Genomic DNA, 18,476 nt, shown 5'->3' on the forward strand with positions numbered 1-18,476 from the left:
CGCGATGGCGGTGTCGAGCGTATGGCTCAGCCGGTTGGTGGGCAGAGCCGGAGCAGGGGTGCCTCCCCGTTCCGGTGCGCCAGGCGCGGAATCGTGAGTGCTCATGGATGGCTCCGTGGCTAGGTAAAAAGCTAGGCAAAGAAATCTAGACCAAGAAATCTAGACCAAGAAAGGCAGAGCACGGAGGCCGGCCGCCGCCCGGTGGCGGCGGCCGGCAAACCGCTGGAAAGTGCCGGTCCGCTTACTGCTGGCCGATCTCCTCCGGCGCGTAGTAGGAGCGTGGCAGGTGGCCCTTCACGTGCCAGTTGCCGTGGACCTTCATGAATTCCTGCTGGCTCTCCAGGACGCGACCGAACATCTCGTCCTCGGCGGCAATCTCGGCCTGGACTTCGTTGGTCACACGGCGCAGCTCACCGAGAATCTCGTCGGACAGCACCTGGGCGTTGACGCCTTCCTCTTCGAAGTCACGCAGGGCCTTGGGGTTTTCCATCTCGCTTTCGGAGTAGCCGAACAGGGTGGCGGCACGGCAGCCCATGTCGATGGTAGCGCGGGTCTGTGGTTCCAGCGCGTCCCAGCTCTCCTGGTTGATCAGCAGGTGGGCGGTGGTGAAGGTCTGGTGCCAGCCCGGCAGTACATAGTTGTTGACGATCTCCTGCATGCCCAGGATACGATCCACGGCAGGGGCGGAGAACTCCATGGCGTCGATGGTGCCACGCTCCATGGCCTGGTAGAGCTCGCCACCAGGAATCATGGTCACCGAGGCGCCCAAGCGCTCCATGACGCGTCCACCGATACCGGCGAAGCGAATGCGCAGGCCGTCGATCTGCTCCAGATCCTCGAGCGGTTCCGCGAACCAGCCGGCGGCTTCGGGGCCGATCATGCTGCACAGCAGCGGCTTGACGTTGTACGGCTCGTAGATCTCCTCGAGCAGCTCGGCACCGCCGCCGAAATAGTGCCAGGCCAGATAGGCGGGCGGCTCCATGCCGAAGGGGGCGCCGGCGAACAGCGGCAGCGAGGGAATGCTCCCCTGATCGTAGCCGACCCAAGTAAAGCCGGCGTCGTAGCGTCCTTCGGAGACGGCATCGAGGATCTCGAAGGGCGGAATCAGCTCGCCCGGCTCGTAGTAGCGCAGGTTGATATTGCCGCCGGACACCTCGTCCAGCGTCTCGCTGAGATAGCGTACTGGGGTGCTCAGGCCGACCAGGTGAGAGGGGAAGGCGATGGGCACCTGCCAGCGAACCCGCTCCTGGGCCTCGGCGGAACTGACACCGGCGGTGCCTGCCAGCAGTGCGGCGGCAGCGACGCCGAGGGTGACGGGGCGGATGCGTGTGGCAAGAGTCGGAATGAACGGCATGAAGGCTCCTTGTACGTTATTTTCAGTGCAGCTTTGTCGGTACAGCTGTGGTGAATGCAACACCTGCTGGAACGACGTTGTTGATCTGCATTGGTTTCTTGTCGTCGCCGCAGGCATGCGGCTTTGGTGGCGCCACGCCAGGTGACGCTTGCCCCATTTGTTTGCACGGTTCATGCCAGATATTAAAATGCGTTGGAAAACAATCACTTGATGGGCGTTTTGATCACGCAAGAAAGAGAGGTTGTCCGGATATTCGGACAATAATCGACCTTCGTCGCAGCGTATTCTGTCTGCTTTCCAGTCAGGTGTCCGATTTTGCGGACAGTCTGGCGAGTTTCTCGTAGAGCACCGAGCGCGGGATGCCCAACAGGCGGGCCGCGCGGGACTTGTTGCCACGGCACGCAGCCAGGGCGTTCTGCAGTGCGGTACGCTCGGCTTCGGCCACCACCTCGGCCAGGGCCCGAATGGGGGCAGCCGCGTTATATGGCTGAGCGTCACGGGGTTGGTAGGGAAGGGCGGCCAGGAGTTCCGGCACATCTATCACGCGGCACGCTTCATTGAGTGCCAGCGTCTGCTCCAGGGTGTTGCGCAACTCGCGGATATTTCCCGGCCAGTCATGCTGGTGCAGCAACATCACGGCTTCATTGGTGATCTCGGCACGGGACTCGCCGCTCTCCTGGGCCAGTTTGCCGAGGATGGTTTCACACAAGATGCCCAGATCCGCCAGTCGCTCGCGTAGCGGAGGCACGCGAATGCGCAGCACGTTGAGCCGATAGTAGAGGTCGGAGCGGAAGCGGCCTTCTGCCACCATGGCCTCCAGGTCACAGCTGGTGGCGGCAATCACGCGGACATCCACCCGCTTGACCTCGTTGGAGCCCAGGGGCTCCACCTCGCCCTCCTGCAGGGCCCGCAGCAGCTTGGCCTGTACGGCCTGCGGCATGTCCCCCACTTCATCGAGGAACAGAGTGCCGCCATCGGCAAGCTGGAATTTTCCCTGGCGTGGACGGCGGTCTGCGCCGGTAAAGGCTCCCGGAACGACACCGAAGAACTCCGCTTCCAGCAGGTTCTCGGGCACGGCGGCCACATTGACGGCAACGAACGGGAGGTCGCCACGTGGCGAGGCGCCATGGATGGCCTGGGCCAGGACCTCCTTGCCGGTGCCCGTCTCGCCCAGGAGCAGGACCGGCGTGGCGCGGGCGGCGGCCAGCCGGGCACGACGCTTGACCTCCAGCACGGACGGGCTGGCGCCGATGAAGTCGCCCATGTCGTAGCGGGCGCCGCGCTTGGCCAGGGCGCGCCGAGCCACTGCCAGGTCTTGTTGCAGGCGCCGATACTTGCCGATCAGCGGAGTGAGGGGCTCCAGGTCATCGAAGACGATAAAGGCCACGGCACCGCTGACGGCACCGCTCTCCCTGTCGTGCAGCGGCAGGCGCATTACCACCAGCTGGTGCTCTTCGAACTCCATGATGTCGAGCAGGATAGGGCGACCGCTACGTACCACCTCGGGCATCCGCGTATGGGGGACGACCTCGGCGACCGGTCGGCCGATGGCGCTGGCAGGATCCTCGATGCCCAGCAGCCGGCAGTAGCTGTCGTTGATCCAGGTGAGCCGCGCCTCGGCGTCCACCGAGATGGCCCCGGTGCTGGCATGCTCGAAGAGAGGAAAGAGCGGGCGGATAGCCTCCAGCGTCAAGCCCTCTCCCAGCGAACCGGGCAAGAGCCTCTTGACGTCGCTACTACTTCGGCTGTCCCGACGCATATCCGCTGCCTCCAACATGGCCGCCATTCATTGGCGGCGGTTTCGGGCCGCTAAATCAGAACGCGGCGGTTTCGGGCCGCTAAATCAGAGCGCGCCGGTTTCGGGCCGCTAAATCAGAGCGCGGCGGTTTCGGGCCGCTGATCAAAGCGCGGCGATCTTGTCGTGCTGCTCCACCAGCAGGCGACGGGCGGCCTGAAAATCGGCCAGCTTGGTGCGTTCCTTCTCCACCACGGCATCAGGTGCCTTGGCGATGAAGCTCTCGTTGCCGAGCTTTTTCTCGATGCCACCGATCAGCTTGTCCTGCTTTTCGATCTCACGGGCCAGGCGCGCCAGTTCGGCATCCTTGTCGATCAGGTCGGCCATGGGTACCAGCACTTCCATTTCGCCTACCAACTGGGTGGCAGACAGGGGGGCCTGTTGGGGATCGTACAGCCAGTCGACGCTCGCCAGCTTGGCCAGCTTGGGCAGGAACCGGCGGTTGGCCTCCAGGCGTGCCGGGTCGTCCGGGCCGCCCTTGGTGAGCAGGACCTCCAGCGGCTTGCCCGGGGCAATGTTCATCTCGGCGCGGATATTGCGTACCGCCACGATCACGCCCTTCAGCCACTCGATATCGCGGGTGGCGGCCTCATCGATCTTGCCCTCTTCGGGTAGCGGCCAGGGCTGATTCATGATCGACTCCGCCCCGTCGCCGGTGGCCTTGCCTGCCAGCGGTGCCACCCGCTGCCAGATCTCCTCGCTGATGTAGGGCATCATCGGATGGGCCAGGCGCAGGATCGCTTCCAGTACGCGCACCAGGGTGCGCCTTGTGCCGCGCTTGGCGGCGGGGCTGGCGTTGTCGTCCCACAGCACCGGCTTGGAGAGTTCCAGGTACCAGTCGCAGTATTCGTTCCAGACGAACTCGTAGAGCGCCTGGGAGGCGTGGTCGAAGCGGAACTCCTCCATCGCCTTGGTCACCTGGGCCTCGGTCTGCTGCAGGCGCGAGACGATCCAGCGGTCGGCCAGCGACAGCTCGACGTCGCCACCCTGACCTTCGATAGAGGCGCCGCAATCCTCGCCCTCGGCGTTCATCAGCACGTAGCGGGAGGCGTTCCACAGCTTGTTGCAGAAGTTGCGGTAGCCGTCCAGGCGGCCCATGTCGAACTTGATGTCGCGTCCGGTGGTGGCCTGGGAGAGGAAGGTGAAGCGCAGCGCGTCGGTGCCGTGGGGTTCGATGCCCTCGGGGAACTCGTCGCGGGTGGCCTTGGCGATCGCCTTGGCCTTCTGCGGCTGCATCAGGCTGCCGGTGCGCTTCTCCAGTAGCTCGTCCAGCTGGATGCCGTCGATCAGGTCGATGGGGTCGAGCACGTTGCCCTTGGACTTGGACATCTTCTGGCCCTGGCCGTCGCGCACCAGGCCGTGGACGTAGACCTGCTTGAAGGGCACCTCGCCGGTGAACTTCAGGGTCAGCATGATCATTCGCGCGACCCAGAAGAAGATGATGTCGAAGCCGGTGACCAGCACGCTGGAGGGGTGGAAGGTTTCGAGCTCCGGGGTCTTCTCCGGCCAGCCCAGGGTGCCGAAGGTCCACAGGCCCGAGCTGAACCAGGTGTCGAGCACGTCCTCGTCCTGGGTCAGGACGAGGTCGGCGGGCAGGCCATGCTTCTCGCGGGCCTCGGCCTCGGTGCGGGCGACATAGACGTTGCCCTCGCTGTCGTACCAGGCGGGAATGCGGTGCCCCCACCACAGCTGGCGCGAGATGCACCAGTCCTGCAGGTCGCGCATCCACGAGAAGTACATGTTCTCGTAGTTCTTCGGTACGAACTGGATGTCGCCGTTCTCCACCGCCTCGATGGCGGGCTTGGCCAGGCTCTCCACGGCGACGAACCACTGGTCCGTGAGCAGCGGCTCGATGACGTCGCCACTGCGGTCGCCGTAGGGCAGGGTGTTGTTGACCGCCTCGACCTGCTCGAGCAGGCCGGCGGCCTCCATGTCGGCGACGATCTGCTTGCGCGCCTCGAAACGATCCAGCCCGGCGTAGGCCTGGGGCAAGCTGGGGTCGATCTCGGGCAGCGGCCGGCCCTGGATATCGAAGGCTTCGGCCTGGGCAAGGATCGCCGCGTCCTGGGTGAAGACGTTGATCAGCGGAAGATGTTGGCGGCGGCCCACTTCGTAGTCGTTGAAGTCGTGGGCCGGGGTGATCTTCACGCAGCCCGAGCCCTTCTCCATGTCAGCGTGTTCGTCGGCGACAATGGGGATGCGGCGGCCGACCAGCGGCAGCTCGACGTACTTGCCGACCAGCGAGGCGTAGCGCGGGTCTTCCGGGTTGACCGCCACGCCGGTGTCGCCGAGCAGGGTCTCGGGACGGGTGGTGGCGACGACCAGATAATCGAGGCCCGCGTCGGTGGTGACGCCGTCGGCCAGCGGGTAGCGGAAGTGCCAGAAGCTGCCCTGCTGGTCGCGGTTCTCCACCTCGAGGTCGGAGATGGCGGTGTGCAGGGTCGGGTCCCAGTTGACCAGGCGCTTGCCGCGGTAGATCAGGTCCTCTTCGTAAAGGCGCACGAAGACTTCCTGCACCGCCTTGTAGAAGCCGTCATCCATGGTGAAGCGCTCGCGGCTCCAGTCGACGCTGGCGCCCATGCGGCGCAGCTGGCGGGTGATGTGGCCACCGGACTCGTGCTTCCACTCCCACACCTTGTCGATGAAGGCGTCACGGCCGAGGTCATGGCGCGTCTTGCCCTCTTCGGCGGCGACCTTGCGCTCAACCAGCATCTGGGTGGCGATGCCGGCGTGGTCGGTACCCACCTGCCACAGGGTGTTGTTGCCCTGCATGCGCCGCCAGCGGATCAGGGTGTCCATGATGGTGTCCTGGAACGCGTGGCCCATGTGCAGGCTGCCGGTGACGTTGGGCGGCGGGATCATGATGGAGTAGGGCTCGCCCTCGCCCGAGGGGGCGAAGCGGCCGTCGGCCTCCCAGCGCTCGTACCAGCGGGTTTCGATCTGCTCGGGTTGGTAGGTCTTGTCCATGGGGGCGTTCCGGGTCCAGAAATGATCGCCGCCGGTCGTGGCGCCGGGCGGCAGGAAGTCGTAAGAAGAGTGTTCGAAAAATGGATGCGATTATAGCGCGATGAGGCACTTGGCGTCAGCCAAGAGCGGCACGATAGAACTTCAGAGGGGGGCGGGGAAGCTTCGTCAACGGGGCTGATCCGGCGGCAGCCTAATTCGAAGTTGATCCGGCGGCGGGTCAAGGGGGCGCCAGGGACAGGCCGAAGAGGAGGTCTTTTGCCATGGATGGCAAAAGTAGCGCCCAGGGATGGGTTTACAGCGCCTCCTCGTAGGCCTGTCCCTGGGTTAGCCCCGCGCCAGGGCCTTGAGTGAGTCGGTCAGCCGCGAAGCTGATGCGCCTTTACCGGATAGCCGCGCTGCTTGTAGGTCTGCCAGCACTCGCGCTTGGAGGTGAGCACCTGCTGGTGCTGGTTGATGATCTCGGCGACCCGATCGAAGCGCGAGAACCACTCGGGGATGCCGGGGTCGAGGTTGAGCATCGCCATGGGTGTATCGGGAACCGGCTCGGGGGGATGCTCCCAGCCGATGGTGACCGCCACGCTGTCAGCCACGTCGCTGCCGAGAAGGGTGCTGTCCACAAGGGCATGGGGCAGGTAGGCGTCGGGGCGGAAGGTCCACAGCCTGTCGTCGAGGTCGCGGGCCATGGCCTCGTCCTCGGCGTGCAGGTGCAGCCGGAAGCCCTTGCCGGCGATGGTCTCGGCCAGGCGGCAGGCGAAGTCGAGGCGTGCCTCGAGGGTGGTATCGGGAAGGATGTAAAAGTCTACCTGGGTCATGGGAACTCGCTGACCTGGGGGCGGAGGGGCTCTGTCGTCGACAGGGTTACGAGGAGGCGCTGTGGCTCGAGGCTATGCCGCAAGCAGGCCTACGAGGAGGCGCTGTGAACCCATCCCTGGGCGCTACTTTTGCCATCCATGGCAAAAGACCTCCTCTTCGACCTGCTCCCGGCCGCCTCGCGAGGCGTTGGCCGGCTCCTGGCGTAGCGAGAATCTGCTTTTTTCAGACCAGCTTGGTCAACCAACCATGCGTGTCTTCCGCACGACCGTACTGCAGGTCGAGCAGCTTGGTGCGCAGGCGCTTGGCGATGGGGTTGTCGCTGCCGGCAGCCAGCCGGATACGGTCCTCTTCGGTGACCAGTTCGCCCACCGGGGTGATCACCGCGGCGGTGCCGCAGGCGAAGACCTCGGTGATTTCACCGGAGGCGGCGCCCTCGCGCCACTCGTCGATGCTGATCGGCCGCTCCTCGGGAGAGAGCCCTTCGTCCCGGGCCAGGGTCAGCACCGAGTCGCGGGTCACGCCCTCGAGGATGGTATCGGTGAGGCGCGGGGTGGCGATGCGACCGTCCTTGAAGACGAAGAACAGGTTCATGCCGCCCAGCTCCTCGATCCACTTGTTTTCGCGGGCGTCGAGGAAGGCCACCTGGCCGCAGTCGTGGGCGCTCGCCTCCTTCTGGGCGGCCAGGGAGGCGGCATAGTTGCCGCCGCACTTGGCGAAGCCGGTGCCGCCGGGGGCGGCGCGATTGTAGTGGCTGGAGAGCCAGATGGAGACCGGCTCCACGCCACCCTTGAAGTAGGCAGCCGCCGGCGAGGCGATGACGTAGTAGTCGACCTCGTGGGCCGGACGCACGCCGAGGAACTTCTCGCTGGCGATCATGAAGGGGCGCAAATAGAGGCTGCACTCGTCAGCCGCGCTCTTCGGGGTAGGCACCCAGGTGTGGTCCTGGGCCAGAAGCGCCTTGAGTGAGCCGATGAAGTCCTCGTCGGAGAGTTCCGGCAGTGCCAGGCGACGGGCGCTGCGGCGGAAGCGCTCGGCGTTCTTCTCGGGGCGGAAGGTCCACACCGAGCCGTCGGCGTGACGGTACGCCTTGATGCCTTCGAAGATCTCCTGGGCGTAGTGCAGCACGGCAGCCGCGGGGTCCAGCGTCAGCGGGCCGTAGGGACGCACCTCGCGGCCGTGCCAGCCGGTGTCCAGCGTCCAGCGCACATGCGCCATGTGATCGGTGAAGTAGCGACCGAAGCCGGGATTCTTGAGGATATCCTCACGGATCGGCGTCGCCGTGGGGGTGGCGTTGGGGTGTAGGTCAAAGCTTGCAGTGGGCACGGCAAAGAGTCTCCGCAGTCCCTGGAACGGCCACCGGCCGTTCTCAAGGGGGCGATACAGGAACATCGAGCCGGCGTGAGCCGACTCGATGCGTTGTCAATGGTTCACATGTAAAGGTTGCCGAGCACGATGGCAACCCTCTTGATGCAGATGGCGTGCCAGTGCGCCATCTGCTTGGCTCAATTGTCGCCGATCTCGACGCTGGTATCAGCCTCCCGGTCCAGCAGGTACTGGGTCAGCAGGCCTACCGGGCGACCGCTGGCCCCCTTCTGCTTGCCCGAGGTCCAGGCGGTGCCGGCGATGTCCAGGTGCGCCCAGGGGAACTTGTCGGCGAAGCGCGAGAGGAAGCAGGCGGCAGTGATGGTGCCGGCCGGGCGGCCGCCGATATTGGCCAGGTCGGCGAAGTTGGAGTCGAGCTGCTCCAGGTACTCCTCCCACAGCGGCATGTGCCAGGCGCGGTCCCAGGCGGCTTCGCCGGCGTCCAGCAGGTCCAGCGCCAGGTCGTCGTCGTTGGAGAGCAGCCCCGTGGCGTGGTGGCCCAGGGCGATGATGGCCGCCCCGGTGAGGGTGGCGATGTCGACCACGCTCGCAGGTTCGAAGCGCTCGGCGTAGGTCAGGGCATCGCACAGCACCAGGCGGCCCTCGGCGTCGGTGTTGAGCACCTCTACCGTCAGCCCCTTGAGGGTCTTGATGATATCGCCGGGCTTGGTGGCACGGCCATCGGGCATGTTCTCGGCGGCGGCGACGATGAAGACCAGGTTGAGCTTGGGCTTGATCGCCAGAACCGCCTTGGCGGTGCCGAACACGCTGGCAGCGCCACACATGTCGAACTTCATCTCGTCCATGGACTCGCCGGGCTTGAGCGAGATACCGCCGGTATCGAAGGTAATCCCCTTGCCCACCAGCACATGGGGGGCTTCCTCGGGGTTCTCGGCACCCTGGTATTTCATCACGATCAGCCGCGTGGGCTCCTCGCTGCCCCGGCCGACCGACAACAGCGAGCCGGCGCCCAGTGCTTCCAGCGCCGCTTCGTCGAGAATCTCGACCGCAAGGGCGCCGGACGACTCCTTGCCCATGGACTCCGCCTGCTTGGCCAGGTAGCTCGGTGTGCAGACGTTGCCCGGCAGGTTGCCCAGGGTGCGGGTCAGGGCAACGCCCTGGCCGACGGCGTCACCGATACGGGCGCCTTCCCGGGCCGCTGCGGCGTTGCCACCTTCGCTGACCAGCAGCGTGATACGGGCCAGCCTGGGTACCGGTGCCGGCTCTGACTTGAACTCGTTGAAGCGGTAAACGGCACGGTGAGCGGATTCTGCCACCATGCGCGCCTTCCAGTCGCAGGCACGATCGGGTACCGGGACGTCGGTGAAGGCCACCGCGACATCTTCCACCGGCAGCGCGGACAAGGCGGTGAAGGCAGCATCCAGCGCCTTGATGAAGGCGCGCTCGTGGCACTTGGCCTGTTCGCCAAGGCCCACCAGCATCAGTCGGTCAGCACCCAGGCCGGGGGCAAACGGCACCAGCTGTACGCTGCCCGCCTTGGCATCGAAGTCGCCGCGCTCGATAAGCTGTCCGATCAGCCGCTCGCTGGCATCGTCGAGCTTGGCGGCGGTGGGCAGCAGGTCGCCGTCCTTGAAAACCGGTACCACGAGGCAGGCCGTTTCGGCCTTGGCGGGATTAGCCGTCTGAACTGGGAATTCCATTGTGACTCCACAAGACAAGCGAAGGGGGATTCTGGATAATGCCGGCACGGCTCCAGGCCATTGCCGAGTCACCCCAGTGTACTCAAGGCATGGCGCCATTGCATGGAAGACGGCTGCATGATCATTTTTCGTTACCTGACCCGCGAGATTCTCCTGACGATGGCCGCCGTTGCCGGCGTTCTTCTGCTGGTCATCATGGGTAGCCGCTTCATCCGCTATTTTGCCGATGCGGCGGAGGGGGACATCCCTGCGAGCATTCTCGGCAACTTGATGCTGTTCCACCTGCCGGGCTTTCTCGAGCTGATTCTGCCACTGGCGTTCTTTCTCGGGATCCTGCTCGCCTATGGGCAGCTCTACCTGAACAGCGAGATCACCGTGCTGGTCGCCTGCGGTACCAGCCCGGCGCGGCTACTGCAGGTCAGCCTGGTACCGGCCACTCTGGTCGCGGTCCTGGTAGGATTGTGCAGCCTGTGGCTGACCCCCGCCGGAGCGCTGCACAATGCCGTGATGCTGGAAGACCAGCGCAGCAGACTCGACTTTACTGCCCTGGCGCCGGGGCGTTTCCAGGACTTCGGTGGCGGACGTACCGCCTACACTGAGTCGTTCAGTGACGATGGCAGCCGCATGCAGGAGGTCTTTATCAGCGAAAACCAGCGCAGGCGGGACGGCGCCCCCGAGCGAGCCGTTACACGGGCGGCAAGCGGTTACCAGACCGTGGACGAGGAGACCGGCAGCCGGTTCCTGGTGCTGGCCGACGGCGAGCGGTATAGCGTCGATCCGGGGCGATTCGAGGCCGAACGGCTCCAGTTTGCCACCTATGCCGTAAGGCTTGCGCTGGGGGGGGACCGGCGTGATCTGGAATCGGCCGATTATGCCACCACGAGGGAGCTGGTGAGCGATGACTCCAGCCAGGCGAGGGCACAGCTGCAGTGGCGGCTCTCGCTGCCGATCATGGTCTTCATCCTGACCTTGATGGCGATGCCGCTGTCCCGGGTCAATCCGCGCCAGGGGCGCTTCGCCAAGCTGCTGCCTGCCATCTTCCTGCATGTCTGCTACTTGAGCCTGCTGCTGGCAGCGCTGGATGCCATCGGGCGTGGCTCGTTGCCGGCTGCGATCGGCATGTGGCCCATTCATGCCGCCTTTCTGGCGCTCGGCCTGGGCATGATGGTGCGTGCCCAGAAGAAGGGTATGCGCTGATGGTAACGGATCGCCTCGACCGCTATATCGCGCGCAATGTGCTGGGTGCCATCCTCGTCGTCCAGGTGGTGCTGCTGGGTCTCGACCTGGTGATTTCCTACATCAATGACCTGGACGATGTGGAAGGCGATTACGGTGCCTTCCAGGTGCTGCTGTACCTGATCATGCGGCTGCCCTGGCGCTTCTATCAATACGCCCCGGTGGGGGTGCTGATCGGCGCCCTGATCGGCCTGGGCAGCATGGCATCGAGTAATGAACTGACGGTGATGCGTGCCGCGGGACGTTCACTGACCCGGATTCTCTGGGGCGTCATGAAGCCGATCATCCTGGTGGTGGCGGTAGTGTTGATCGTGGCCGAGTACGTCAGCCCGCGTACCGAGCAGTTTGCCAGTGCCTGGCGGCTGGAACAGATGCAGGGTGAAGGCGCGGTGGTGATGCAGCGCGGCGGCTGGCAGCGCGAGGGTGACAGCGTCTATCGCTTCGGCGCCATCCGTGCCGACGATACCGTGGTCGACCTGACCCGATACCGCTTCGAGGGCCGCCAACTTCGCGAAGCGACCGTGGCCGAGCGTGCCGTCTGGCGTGACGGCGCCTGGGTGCTCGAGGATGTGGCCATGACGCGCTTCGAGGAAGGGCGTACCGAGGCCGAGCACCTGGCCGAGCAGGAGTGGGAAACCAGCTTGACGCCGGCCCAGCTCAACCGTTTGCTGCGCCCCATCAACAGCCAGGCACCCAGCGAACTCTGGGCCTATGCCCGTTTCCTGAACGATCAGGGTCTCCAGGCCACGCAGCCGCTGCTTTATTTCTGGCAGAAAATGCTGATGCCGCTGACCATGGCATCGCTGGTGTTGGTGGCAGCTTCCTTTGTCTTCGGTCCCCTGCGCACCGTGGCGGCCGGGACGCGGGTCTTCTACGGGGTGGTGACCGGGCTGTGTTTCAAGTACCTGCAGGATCTTCTGGCGCCGGCATCTACGGTATTCGGTTTTTCGCCGATATGGGCGGTGCTGGCGCCAACCCTGATCAGTGCGGCCCTGGGGTTCTATTTCCTGCGACGAACAGGCTAGGAGTCTATGCGACGACGTTTCGACAAGCTTGACGAGGTATGGCCGGCCGGCCTGGCCAAGCGACTGGGTGCCATGGTGTATGACGGGCTGCTGGTGCTGGCCATCTGGATCGGCATCACTACCGCCCACGTAGCCTGGGTCAGATTGGTACTGGAGCAGCCGCCTGAAACGGTAGGGGATGACCTAGCTCAGGTGCTCTCGCTACGCCTTGCCCTGGCGCTCAGCGCCTACGCCTTCTTCGCCTTCTCCTGGACCCGTGGCGGGATGACCCTCGGGATGCAGGCCTGGCGTCTGCGCGTGCAGACCGACACCGGACTCTCTATCACCTGGACCCAGAGCCTGGTGCGCTATCTGGTGGCCTGGGTGTCGCTGGCGGCTTTTGGTCTTGGCTACTGGTGGATTCTCTTCGACGAGCAGAAGCGCAGCTGGTCGGATATTGCCTCCGGAACCCGTGTGGTGGTGGTGCCCAAGGCCGCCGGTTAGCACCACCGTCCTGCAGGCGGTAGACATGATGTCGGTCAAAAAATACGCGATTTCCACTTGCGATAGGCTATGCGAATCATTTACATTAACTCTGTAGGCTATGAAGAGGTGATGGCAAATGTACGTATGTCTCTGCAAGGGCGTATCCGACCACAAGATCCGCGCGACCGTTGAAGACGGTGCCCGCAGCTGGCGCGAGGTACAGTGCGAGACCGGCTGTGCAACCCAGTGCGGCAAGTGCGCTTCTGTGGCCAAGGCCATCACCCGCGATGCCATCCGCTCAGAAATGTCGGCTTCGGCAGCCGACTTGGCCTATGCCGTGTAGCCTTCGGTCTTGCGCTGGTGGAAGGATCTTTTTTCGTCGCCTCCGGGCCTGATGCCAATCGCTATCATTATTGTTGTCCTTTCTCCAACTCCCTGTCGCTATTGGACTTTTTCGTCTGTGTGTCCAATACTGACTAGTCCCCCGAATCCTGACGACAATGGAGAGATGCCATGAAAGGCGACGCCAAGGTTATCGAATACCTCAACAAGGCCCTCGGCAACGAGCTGGTGGCCATCAATCAGTATTTCCTGCATGCAAAGATGTACAAGGACTGGGGTTTCAAGGCGCTGGCCAAGTGGGAGTACGACGAGTCCATCGAAGAGATGCAACACGCTGACAAGTTGATCGAGCGAATCCTGTTTCTCGAGGGCCTGCCCAACCTGCAGGATCTTGGCAAGCTGCATATCGGCGAGAACGTGCGTGAGATGCTCGAGAGCGACCTGAAGATCGAGCACGAGGGGCGTCAGGACTACATCGACGCCATCGCCTATTGCGAGCAGGTCAAGGACTACGTGAGCCGTGACCTTTTCCGTCAAATCCTCGCCGACGAAGAGGACCACATCGATCACATCGAGACCGAACTCGGCCTGATCGACAAGGTCGGCATCGAGAACTACCTGCTCAAGCAGATGCAGGAAGCCGGCGACGAGTAACCTGCCTGCAAGAGAGACCCACACCGGCGCCCATGAGGCGCCGGTGGCGTTTCATGGCCTCCCCACGTCACTTGATAACGGCACTTGGCAACCTTCGTCAATGATCTACGCTGGTGCATGTGGGTGTGCAAATCGTTACATACTGCACCAGTATGTTGCTCTTGCAGACCGCTCCTGCCTGTGAGAAGGCTCATTGCAGGGGTATCTGCCAGTATGAAGAATATTGGCAGGAAAACTGCATATAACAATCATAACCATAACCTGAGAGGCAGCCTTGATGAACCCTTCCCTGTCCCGCTCCACCGGCCTGCTGGTCGGCGCACTTGGTCTGTCCTTGGTCGGCGCATCGCTGGCCCAGGCCGATGAGACCCGCATCCGTTTCCAACTCGACTGGCGCTTCGAGGGCCCTTCGGCTCCCTTCCTGATGGCCGTGGAGCGCGGCTACTTTGCCGAGGAGGGGCTGAGGGTCGAAGTCGATTCCGGCAGCGGTTCCGCCGGTGCCATCAACCGGGTTGCCTCCGGCGCCTACGAGATGGGCTTCGGGGACCTCAACGCTCTGGTGGAGTTTCTCGCCGAGAATCCTGATGGGCCAGGCATCCAGGGCGTCTACGTGGTGTATGACGGCAGTCCGGCCTCGGTATTCGCGCGCAAGGACCGCGATATCGAATCCCCCGCGGACCTCGCCGGAAAGGCCATCGCCGCGCCGGCCTTCGATACCGGCTACCGGGCCTGGGGCATCTTCGCCGCGGCCAACGATCTCGATGCCGACGATGTCGAGTGGCAGAACGTCGATCCGACCCTCCGCGAGACCCTGCTGGTACGCGGTGATGTGGATGCGATCACGGGCTTCTACTTCACCAGCCTGCTCAACCTGGAAGGGCGTGGAATGAGTGAAGAGGAACTCACCATCATGCCGTTCCCCGACTATGGCGTGCCGCTCTATGGCAATGCCATCATTGCCAGCGAGGCCTTCTCCGAGGAGAACCCGGAAGCCGTCGAGGGCTTCCTGCGCGCCTTCAACCGCGCCTTGGAGGAGACCCTGGCCGACCCGGATGGCGCCATTGACTATGTCTACAATCGTGACTCTCTGATCGACAGGGAGATGGAGACCCGGCGCCTCAGGCTTGCCATCGACAGCGTGATCGATACCGAGGATGCCCGTGCCAACGGCGCCGGGGCGGTGGACGAGGAGCGACTGCGCAACGCCATTCAATTGGTGGCCGACGCCTATGAGCTGCCGTCGGTACCGGAAACCGAGCGGGTCTTTACCTCACGCTTCCTGCCGCCCCAGGATGAACGGATGATCTTTGCCGATCGGGCGGAGTAGCGGTATGCCGGAAGCATCCCTGAAGCAACCCGCCGACGTACCTTTTGTCGCTTTCGATCAGGTGAGCCTGGCCTATGACGATTCGGGCAACGCCATCGAGGACATTTCGCTGACCATCGAGGAGGGGGAGTTCGTCGCCTTCGTCGGCCCCAGCGGCTGTGGCAAGTCGACCTTCATGAAACTGTGTACCGGGCTGCATGGCCCCACGGCCGGTCAGGTAAGGGTCGATGGCACGCCGGTGGGCGGTCCGCTGAAGATCTCGGGCATGGCCTTCCAGAATGCCAACCTGCTGCCCTGGCGTACCACCCTGGACAACGTCCTGCTGCCGCTGGAGATCGTCAAGCCCTACCGCTCGCAGTTCCGCAAGCGCCGGGCCGAGTTCGTCGGCTGGGCCCGGGACCTCTTGCGCACCGTGGGCCTGGAGGGCTACGAGGACCAGTTTCCCTGGCAGCTCTCCGGCGGCATGCAGCAGCGGGCGTCGATCTGCCGGGCGCTGATCCACCGCCCGCGGCTGCTGATGCTCGATGAACCCTTCGCTGCCCTGGACGCCTTCACCCGCGAGGAGCTGTGGTGCGTACTGCGCGACCTGTGGGAAGCCCAGCGCTTCACGGTGGTGCTGGTAACCCATGACCTGCGCGAGGCGGCCTTCCTGGCCGACACTGTCTACGTGATGAGTCGACGTCCGGGACGCATCATCGAGCGGCGCACCATCGACCTGCCGCGCCCGCGTGAACTGGCAATCACCTACGAAGAGCCGTTCACCGGCATGGTGCAGAGCCTGCGCAAGCAGATCGGCGAGATCCGCGCCACCTGATCGAGGACGTGACATGCAACTGAGTGAAAAGAGCCGTCAGCGGATCGCACCCTGGGCGGCGGTGGCGATCCTGGTGGTGATCTGGGAAGTCACAGTGCGTCTGCTTGACGTGCCGGAGTTCATTTTCCCCGGTGCCTGGGCCACGGCTCAGGCCCTGGTGACCTACGCCGGCCCCATCGGCATGCACTCCTGGCAGACCTTCTGGACCACCATGGTGGGCTTTGGCATCGGCGTGGCGGTGGGCCTCTTGCTGGGCTTCATCATCGGTTCGTCGAAGTTTCTCTACCACGCCTGCTACCCGCTGCTGGTGGGCTTCAACGCCATTCCCAAGGTCGCCTTCGTGCCGATCCTGGTGGTGTGGTTCGGCATCGGCTCGGTGCCGGCGATCCTCACCGCCTTCCTGATCTGCTTCTTTCCCATCGTGGTCAACGTGGCCACCGGGCTTGCCACCCTGGAGCCGGAAATGGAGGACGTGCTGCGGGTGCTGGGGGCGAAGCGTCTCGACGTGCTGCTCAAGGTAGGGCTGCCGCGCTCGCTGCCCTACTTCTTTGCCTCGCTCAAGGTGGCCATCACCCTGGCCTTCGTCGGCACCGTAGTGTCCGAGACGGTGGCCTCCAACCAGGGTATCGGCTACCTGATGATGAGCGCCGGCTCGCAGATGCGCATGGCGCTGGTGTTCGCCGGGCTGATCGTGATCAGCGCCATGGCGATGGTGATGTATGAGCTGTTTGCCGTGCTGGAGAAGCGGATGACGGGGTGGGCACATCGGGGGCAGCGCTAGAACGCCTTCTCCAGGTCGAAACGCGGCACCGGTTCGCCCTGGACCTCGACGGTCTCGGTGAACATGGCGAGCGGCCGCACCCACAGGCCGTACTCGCCGTAGAGGGCGCGATAGACCACCAGGAGCTCCTCGGTTTCGCTGTGATGGGCGACACCCAGCACCTCGTAGCGGTTGCCCTTGTAGTGGCTGTAGATGCCGGGAACGGGGTGGGGGCTTGTCATTGGAGTCTCCATGCAATGAGGTGGGGTAGGGAGGGTCACTCGCCGGGTGTGGCGGATAGCCGGGCCAGCCTGGCCAACACCCGCGAGACGGCCGTGAAACCGAAGCTGCCGGTGACGAAGGTGGCGGCGCCAAAGCCCGAGGCGCAGTCGAGTCGCGTCGATTCGCCGGTGCCCGGCTTCTGGAAGCACACCTCGCCATCGCTGTCCGGATAGACCAGCTGCTCGTCGGAATAGACGCACTCCACCGAGAAGCGGCGCTTGGGGTTGCGCGAGAAACCGAAGTCGCGCCGCAGGCGTGCGCGAACCTTGGCCAGCAGCGGGTCGTGCTCCGTGCGGCTGAGGTCCGCTATGCGGATGCGTGTCGGGTCGGTCTGGCCGCCTGCGGCACCGGTCACTGTGATCGGCAGCTTGCGCCGCTTGCACCAGGCGATCAGGGCGGCCTTGGCCAGCACGCTGTCGATGGCATCCACCACATGGTCGGCGTCCTGGGGAATGCGCTCGGCCAGGTTGGTCGGGGTGACGAAGGCGGTATCCGCCACCACCTGGATACCCGGCTGGATCGCCCGGCAGCGCTCGGCCAGGACCTCTACCTTGGGGCGCCCGATGGTGCCGTCCAGGGCGTGGAGCTGGCGATTGACATTGGAGATGCAGACATCGTCCAGGTCGATCAGCGTGAGCTTGCCGATGCCCGAGCGTGCCAGTGCCTCCACCGCCCAACTACCTACGCCGCCGACGCCCACCACCACCACATGGGCAGTACGAAAGCGCTCGGCGGCACGGGAGCCGTAAAGCCGGCGGATGCCGCCGAAACGGAGGTCGTGGTCATGCTGGCTGGCGGGGTCGGCGTGGCTCGATAAAGGGGCTGTCATGATCGATGGTTCGGACTCTTTGTCAGACGGCGGGTTCGGGGTTGGGGGCGCTGAGGCTGGCGTCGTTCACCGGCAGGTGGCCGCCCCAGCCGAAGCGCTCGAACAGGGCCGACATGGGGGCGTCCAGAGCGCAGCTCAAGGTCAGGCGATACGCTTCGAACGGATGATCGAAGGCGAGGCCCACGGCGGCCAGCAGCAGCCGCGGACACGCCAGCCGCTCCTTGAAGAAGTGGTTGTGGTTGCCCTTGCCGTGCTTGGCGTCGCCGATGATGGGGTAGCCCCGCTGTGACAGGTGGCGGCGTATCTGGTGGCGGCGGCCGGTCACGGGGCACGCCTGCATCAGCGAATAGCGGCTATGGGGGTAGCGGTCCACCTGCACCGGCAGCTCGACGCTGTCGAGCCGCCTGACTTCGGTTAGCGCCTCCATGGCCGGCATTTCCGCCTTGGGGCGGGTGCCATCCTCCTCGCGCAGGGGGTAGTCGAGCCAATCGTGCTCGGGGCCGACGCCGCGAACCACCGCCAGGTAGTGCTTGGTGACCCGGCGCTCGGTAAAGGCGTCCGCGAGCCGGGCTGCCGCCGTCTTTGACAGGGCGAAGACCATCGCCCCCGAGGTGGGGCGGTCAAGGCGGTGTACCGGATAGACCCGCTGGCCGAGCTGGTCGCGCAGTCGCTGCAGCAGGAATTCACGCTCACCTCGGGCCAGGGCAGAGCGATGCACCAGCAGGCCTGCCGGCTTGTGCACGGCGACCAGGTGCTCGTCCTGATGGAGAATCGTCAGCGCTTCCGACAT

Annotated in this window: 17 protein-coding genes; 8 read left to right on the forward strand and 9 right to left on the reverse strand. The window is 64.5% G+C overall.

Annotated features, from left to right (window positions below; all coding sequences use genetic code 11):
- Nucleotides 1-241: 241 nt before the first annotated feature.
- The 6 genes from KZO25_RS12020 to KZO25_RS12045 all read right to left on the reverse strand — a co-directional run bounded on the left by KZO25_RS12020 (nucleotide 242) and on the right by KZO25_RS12045 (nucleotide 9,952).
- Entirely contained in the window at nucleotides 242-1,354 is a 1,113-nt protein-coding gene (locus KZO25_RS12020; RefSeq protein WP_223137160.1) for a TRAP transporter substrate-binding protein, read from the reverse strand.
- A gap of 301 nt (nucleotides 1,355-1,655) precedes the next feature.
- Nucleotides 1,656-3,113: a sigma-54 interaction domain-containing protein gene (locus KZO25_RS12025; RefSeq protein WP_223137161.1), complete on the reverse strand. Its 1,458-nt coding sequence runs from the start codon at nucleotides 3,111-3,113 to the stop codon at nucleotides 1,656-1,658.
- Nucleotides 3,114-3,254: 141 nt separating this feature from the next.
- The gene (locus KZO25_RS12030; RefSeq protein ID WP_223137162.1) at nucleotides 3,255-6,116 is read right to left on the reverse strand and encodes a valine--tRNA ligase; all 2,862 of its coding nucleotides are present in this window, start codon (nucleotides 6,114-6,116) and stop codon (nucleotides 3,255-3,257) included.
- A 356-nt stretch (nucleotides 6,117-6,472) separates the two neighbouring features.
- Nucleotides 6,473-6,928 (reverse strand): DNA polymerase III subunit chi, encoded by a 456-nt coding sequence (locus KZO25_RS12035; RefSeq protein WP_223137163.1) that lies wholly within the window; start codon nucleotides 6,926-6,928, stop codon nucleotides 6,473-6,475.
- 223 nt (nucleotides 6,929-7,151) lie between these two features.
- Nucleotides 7,152-8,252, reverse strand: a complete 1,101-nt coding sequence (locus KZO25_RS12040) for a branched-chain amino acid aminotransferase (protein ID WP_316935698.1) — start codon at nucleotides 8,250-8,252, stop codon at nucleotides 7,152-7,154.
- A 179-nt stretch (nucleotides 8,253-8,431) separates the two neighbouring features.
- On the reverse strand, nucleotides 8,432-9,952 hold the full coding sequence (locus tag KZO25_RS12045) for a leucyl aminopeptidase (RefSeq protein WP_223137165.1): 1,521 nt from the start codon (nucleotides 9,950-9,952) through the stop codon (nucleotides 8,432-8,434).
- 117 nt (nucleotides 9,953-10,069) lie between these two features.
- Between KZO25_RS12045 and lptF the strand changes: the two genes are divergently transcribed.
- The 8 genes from lptF to KZO25_RS12085 all read left to right on the forward strand — a co-directional run bounded on the left by lptF (nucleotide 10,070) and on the right by KZO25_RS12085 (nucleotide 16,596).
- Nucleotides 10,070-11,149, forward strand: a complete 1,080-nt coding sequence (gene lptF, locus KZO25_RS12050) for an LPS export ABC transporter permease LptF (protein WP_223137166.1) — start codon at nucleotides 10,070-10,072, stop codon at nucleotides 11,147-11,149.
- A complete protein-coding gene (gene lptG / locus KZO25_RS12055) occupies nucleotides 11,149-12,213 on the forward strand; it encodes an LPS export ABC transporter permease LptG (RefSeq protein ID WP_223137167.1) in 1,065 nt (354 codons plus the stop codon). Before lptF ends, lptG begins: the two co-directional genes overlap by 1 nt.
- A 6-nt stretch (nucleotides 12,214-12,219) precedes the next feature.
- Nucleotides 12,220-12,696 (forward strand): RDD family protein, encoded by a 477-nt coding sequence (locus KZO25_RS12060; RefSeq protein ID WP_066450804.1) that lies wholly within the window; start codon nucleotides 12,220-12,222, stop codon nucleotides 12,694-12,696.
- 118 nt (nucleotides 12,697-12,814) lie between these two features.
- Complete coding sequence (locus KZO25_RS12065; protein ID WP_066450813.1) at nucleotides 12,815-13,021, forward strand: (2Fe-2S)-binding protein; 207 nt, start codon at nucleotides 12,815-12,817, stop codon at nucleotides 13,019-13,021.
- A 170-nt stretch (nucleotides 13,022-13,191) separates the two neighbouring features.
- A complete protein-coding gene (gene bfr, locus KZO25_RS12070; RefSeq protein WP_066450816.1) occupies nucleotides 13,192-13,674 on the forward strand; it encodes a bacterioferritin in 483 nt (160 codons plus the stop codon).
- A 277-nt stretch (nucleotides 13,675-13,951) separates the two neighbouring features.
- Nucleotides 13,952-15,001, forward strand: a complete 1,050-nt coding sequence (locus KZO25_RS12075; protein WP_223137168.1) for an ABC transporter substrate-binding protein — start codon at nucleotides 13,952-13,954, stop codon at nucleotides 14,999-15,001.
- Between the two features lie 4 nt (nucleotides 15,002-15,005).
- Nucleotides 15,006-15,815, forward strand: coding sequence for an ABC transporter ATP-binding protein (locus tag KZO25_RS12080; protein ID WP_066450819.1), 810 nt, complete (start codon nucleotides 15,006-15,008; stop codon nucleotides 15,813-15,815).
- A 13-nt stretch (nucleotides 15,816-15,828) separates the two neighbouring features.
- Nucleotides 15,829-16,596 (forward strand): ABC transporter permease, encoded by a 768-nt coding sequence (locus KZO25_RS12085; protein WP_223137169.1) that lies wholly within the window; start codon nucleotides 15,829-15,831, stop codon nucleotides 16,594-16,596.
- Here KZO25_RS12085 and KZO25_RS12090 read toward each other — a convergent pair.
- From KZO25_RS12090 to KZO25_RS12100, 3 genes are read right to left on the reverse strand one after another with little or no spacing between them, the layout of a single operon-like run.
- A complete protein-coding gene (locus tag KZO25_RS12090; RefSeq protein ID WP_223137170.1) occupies nucleotides 16,593-16,817 on the reverse strand; it encodes a DUF1653 domain-containing protein in 225 nt (74 codons plus the stop codon). The two genes, KZO25_RS12085 and KZO25_RS12090, sit on opposite strands and share 4 nt — an antisense overlap.
- 35 nt (nucleotides 16,818-16,852) lie before the next feature.
- Nucleotides 16,853-17,686: a tRNA cyclic N6-threonylcarbamoyladenosine(37) synthase TcdA gene (gene tcdA, locus KZO25_RS12095; protein WP_066450825.1), complete on the reverse strand. Its 834-nt coding sequence runs from the start codon at nucleotides 17,684-17,686 to the stop codon at nucleotides 16,853-16,855.
- A 22-nt stretch (nucleotides 17,687-17,708) separates the two neighbouring features.
- Complete coding sequence (locus KZO25_RS12100) at nucleotides 17,709-18,476, reverse strand: pseudouridine synthase (protein ID WP_223137236.1); 768 nt, start codon at nucleotides 18,474-18,476, stop codon at nucleotides 17,709-17,711.

Source organism: Halomonas sp. ANAO-440 (assembly GCF_019915905.1).
GTDB lineage: Bacteria > Pseudomonadota > Gammaproteobacteria > Pseudomonadales > Halomonadaceae > Halomonas > Halomonas chromatireducens.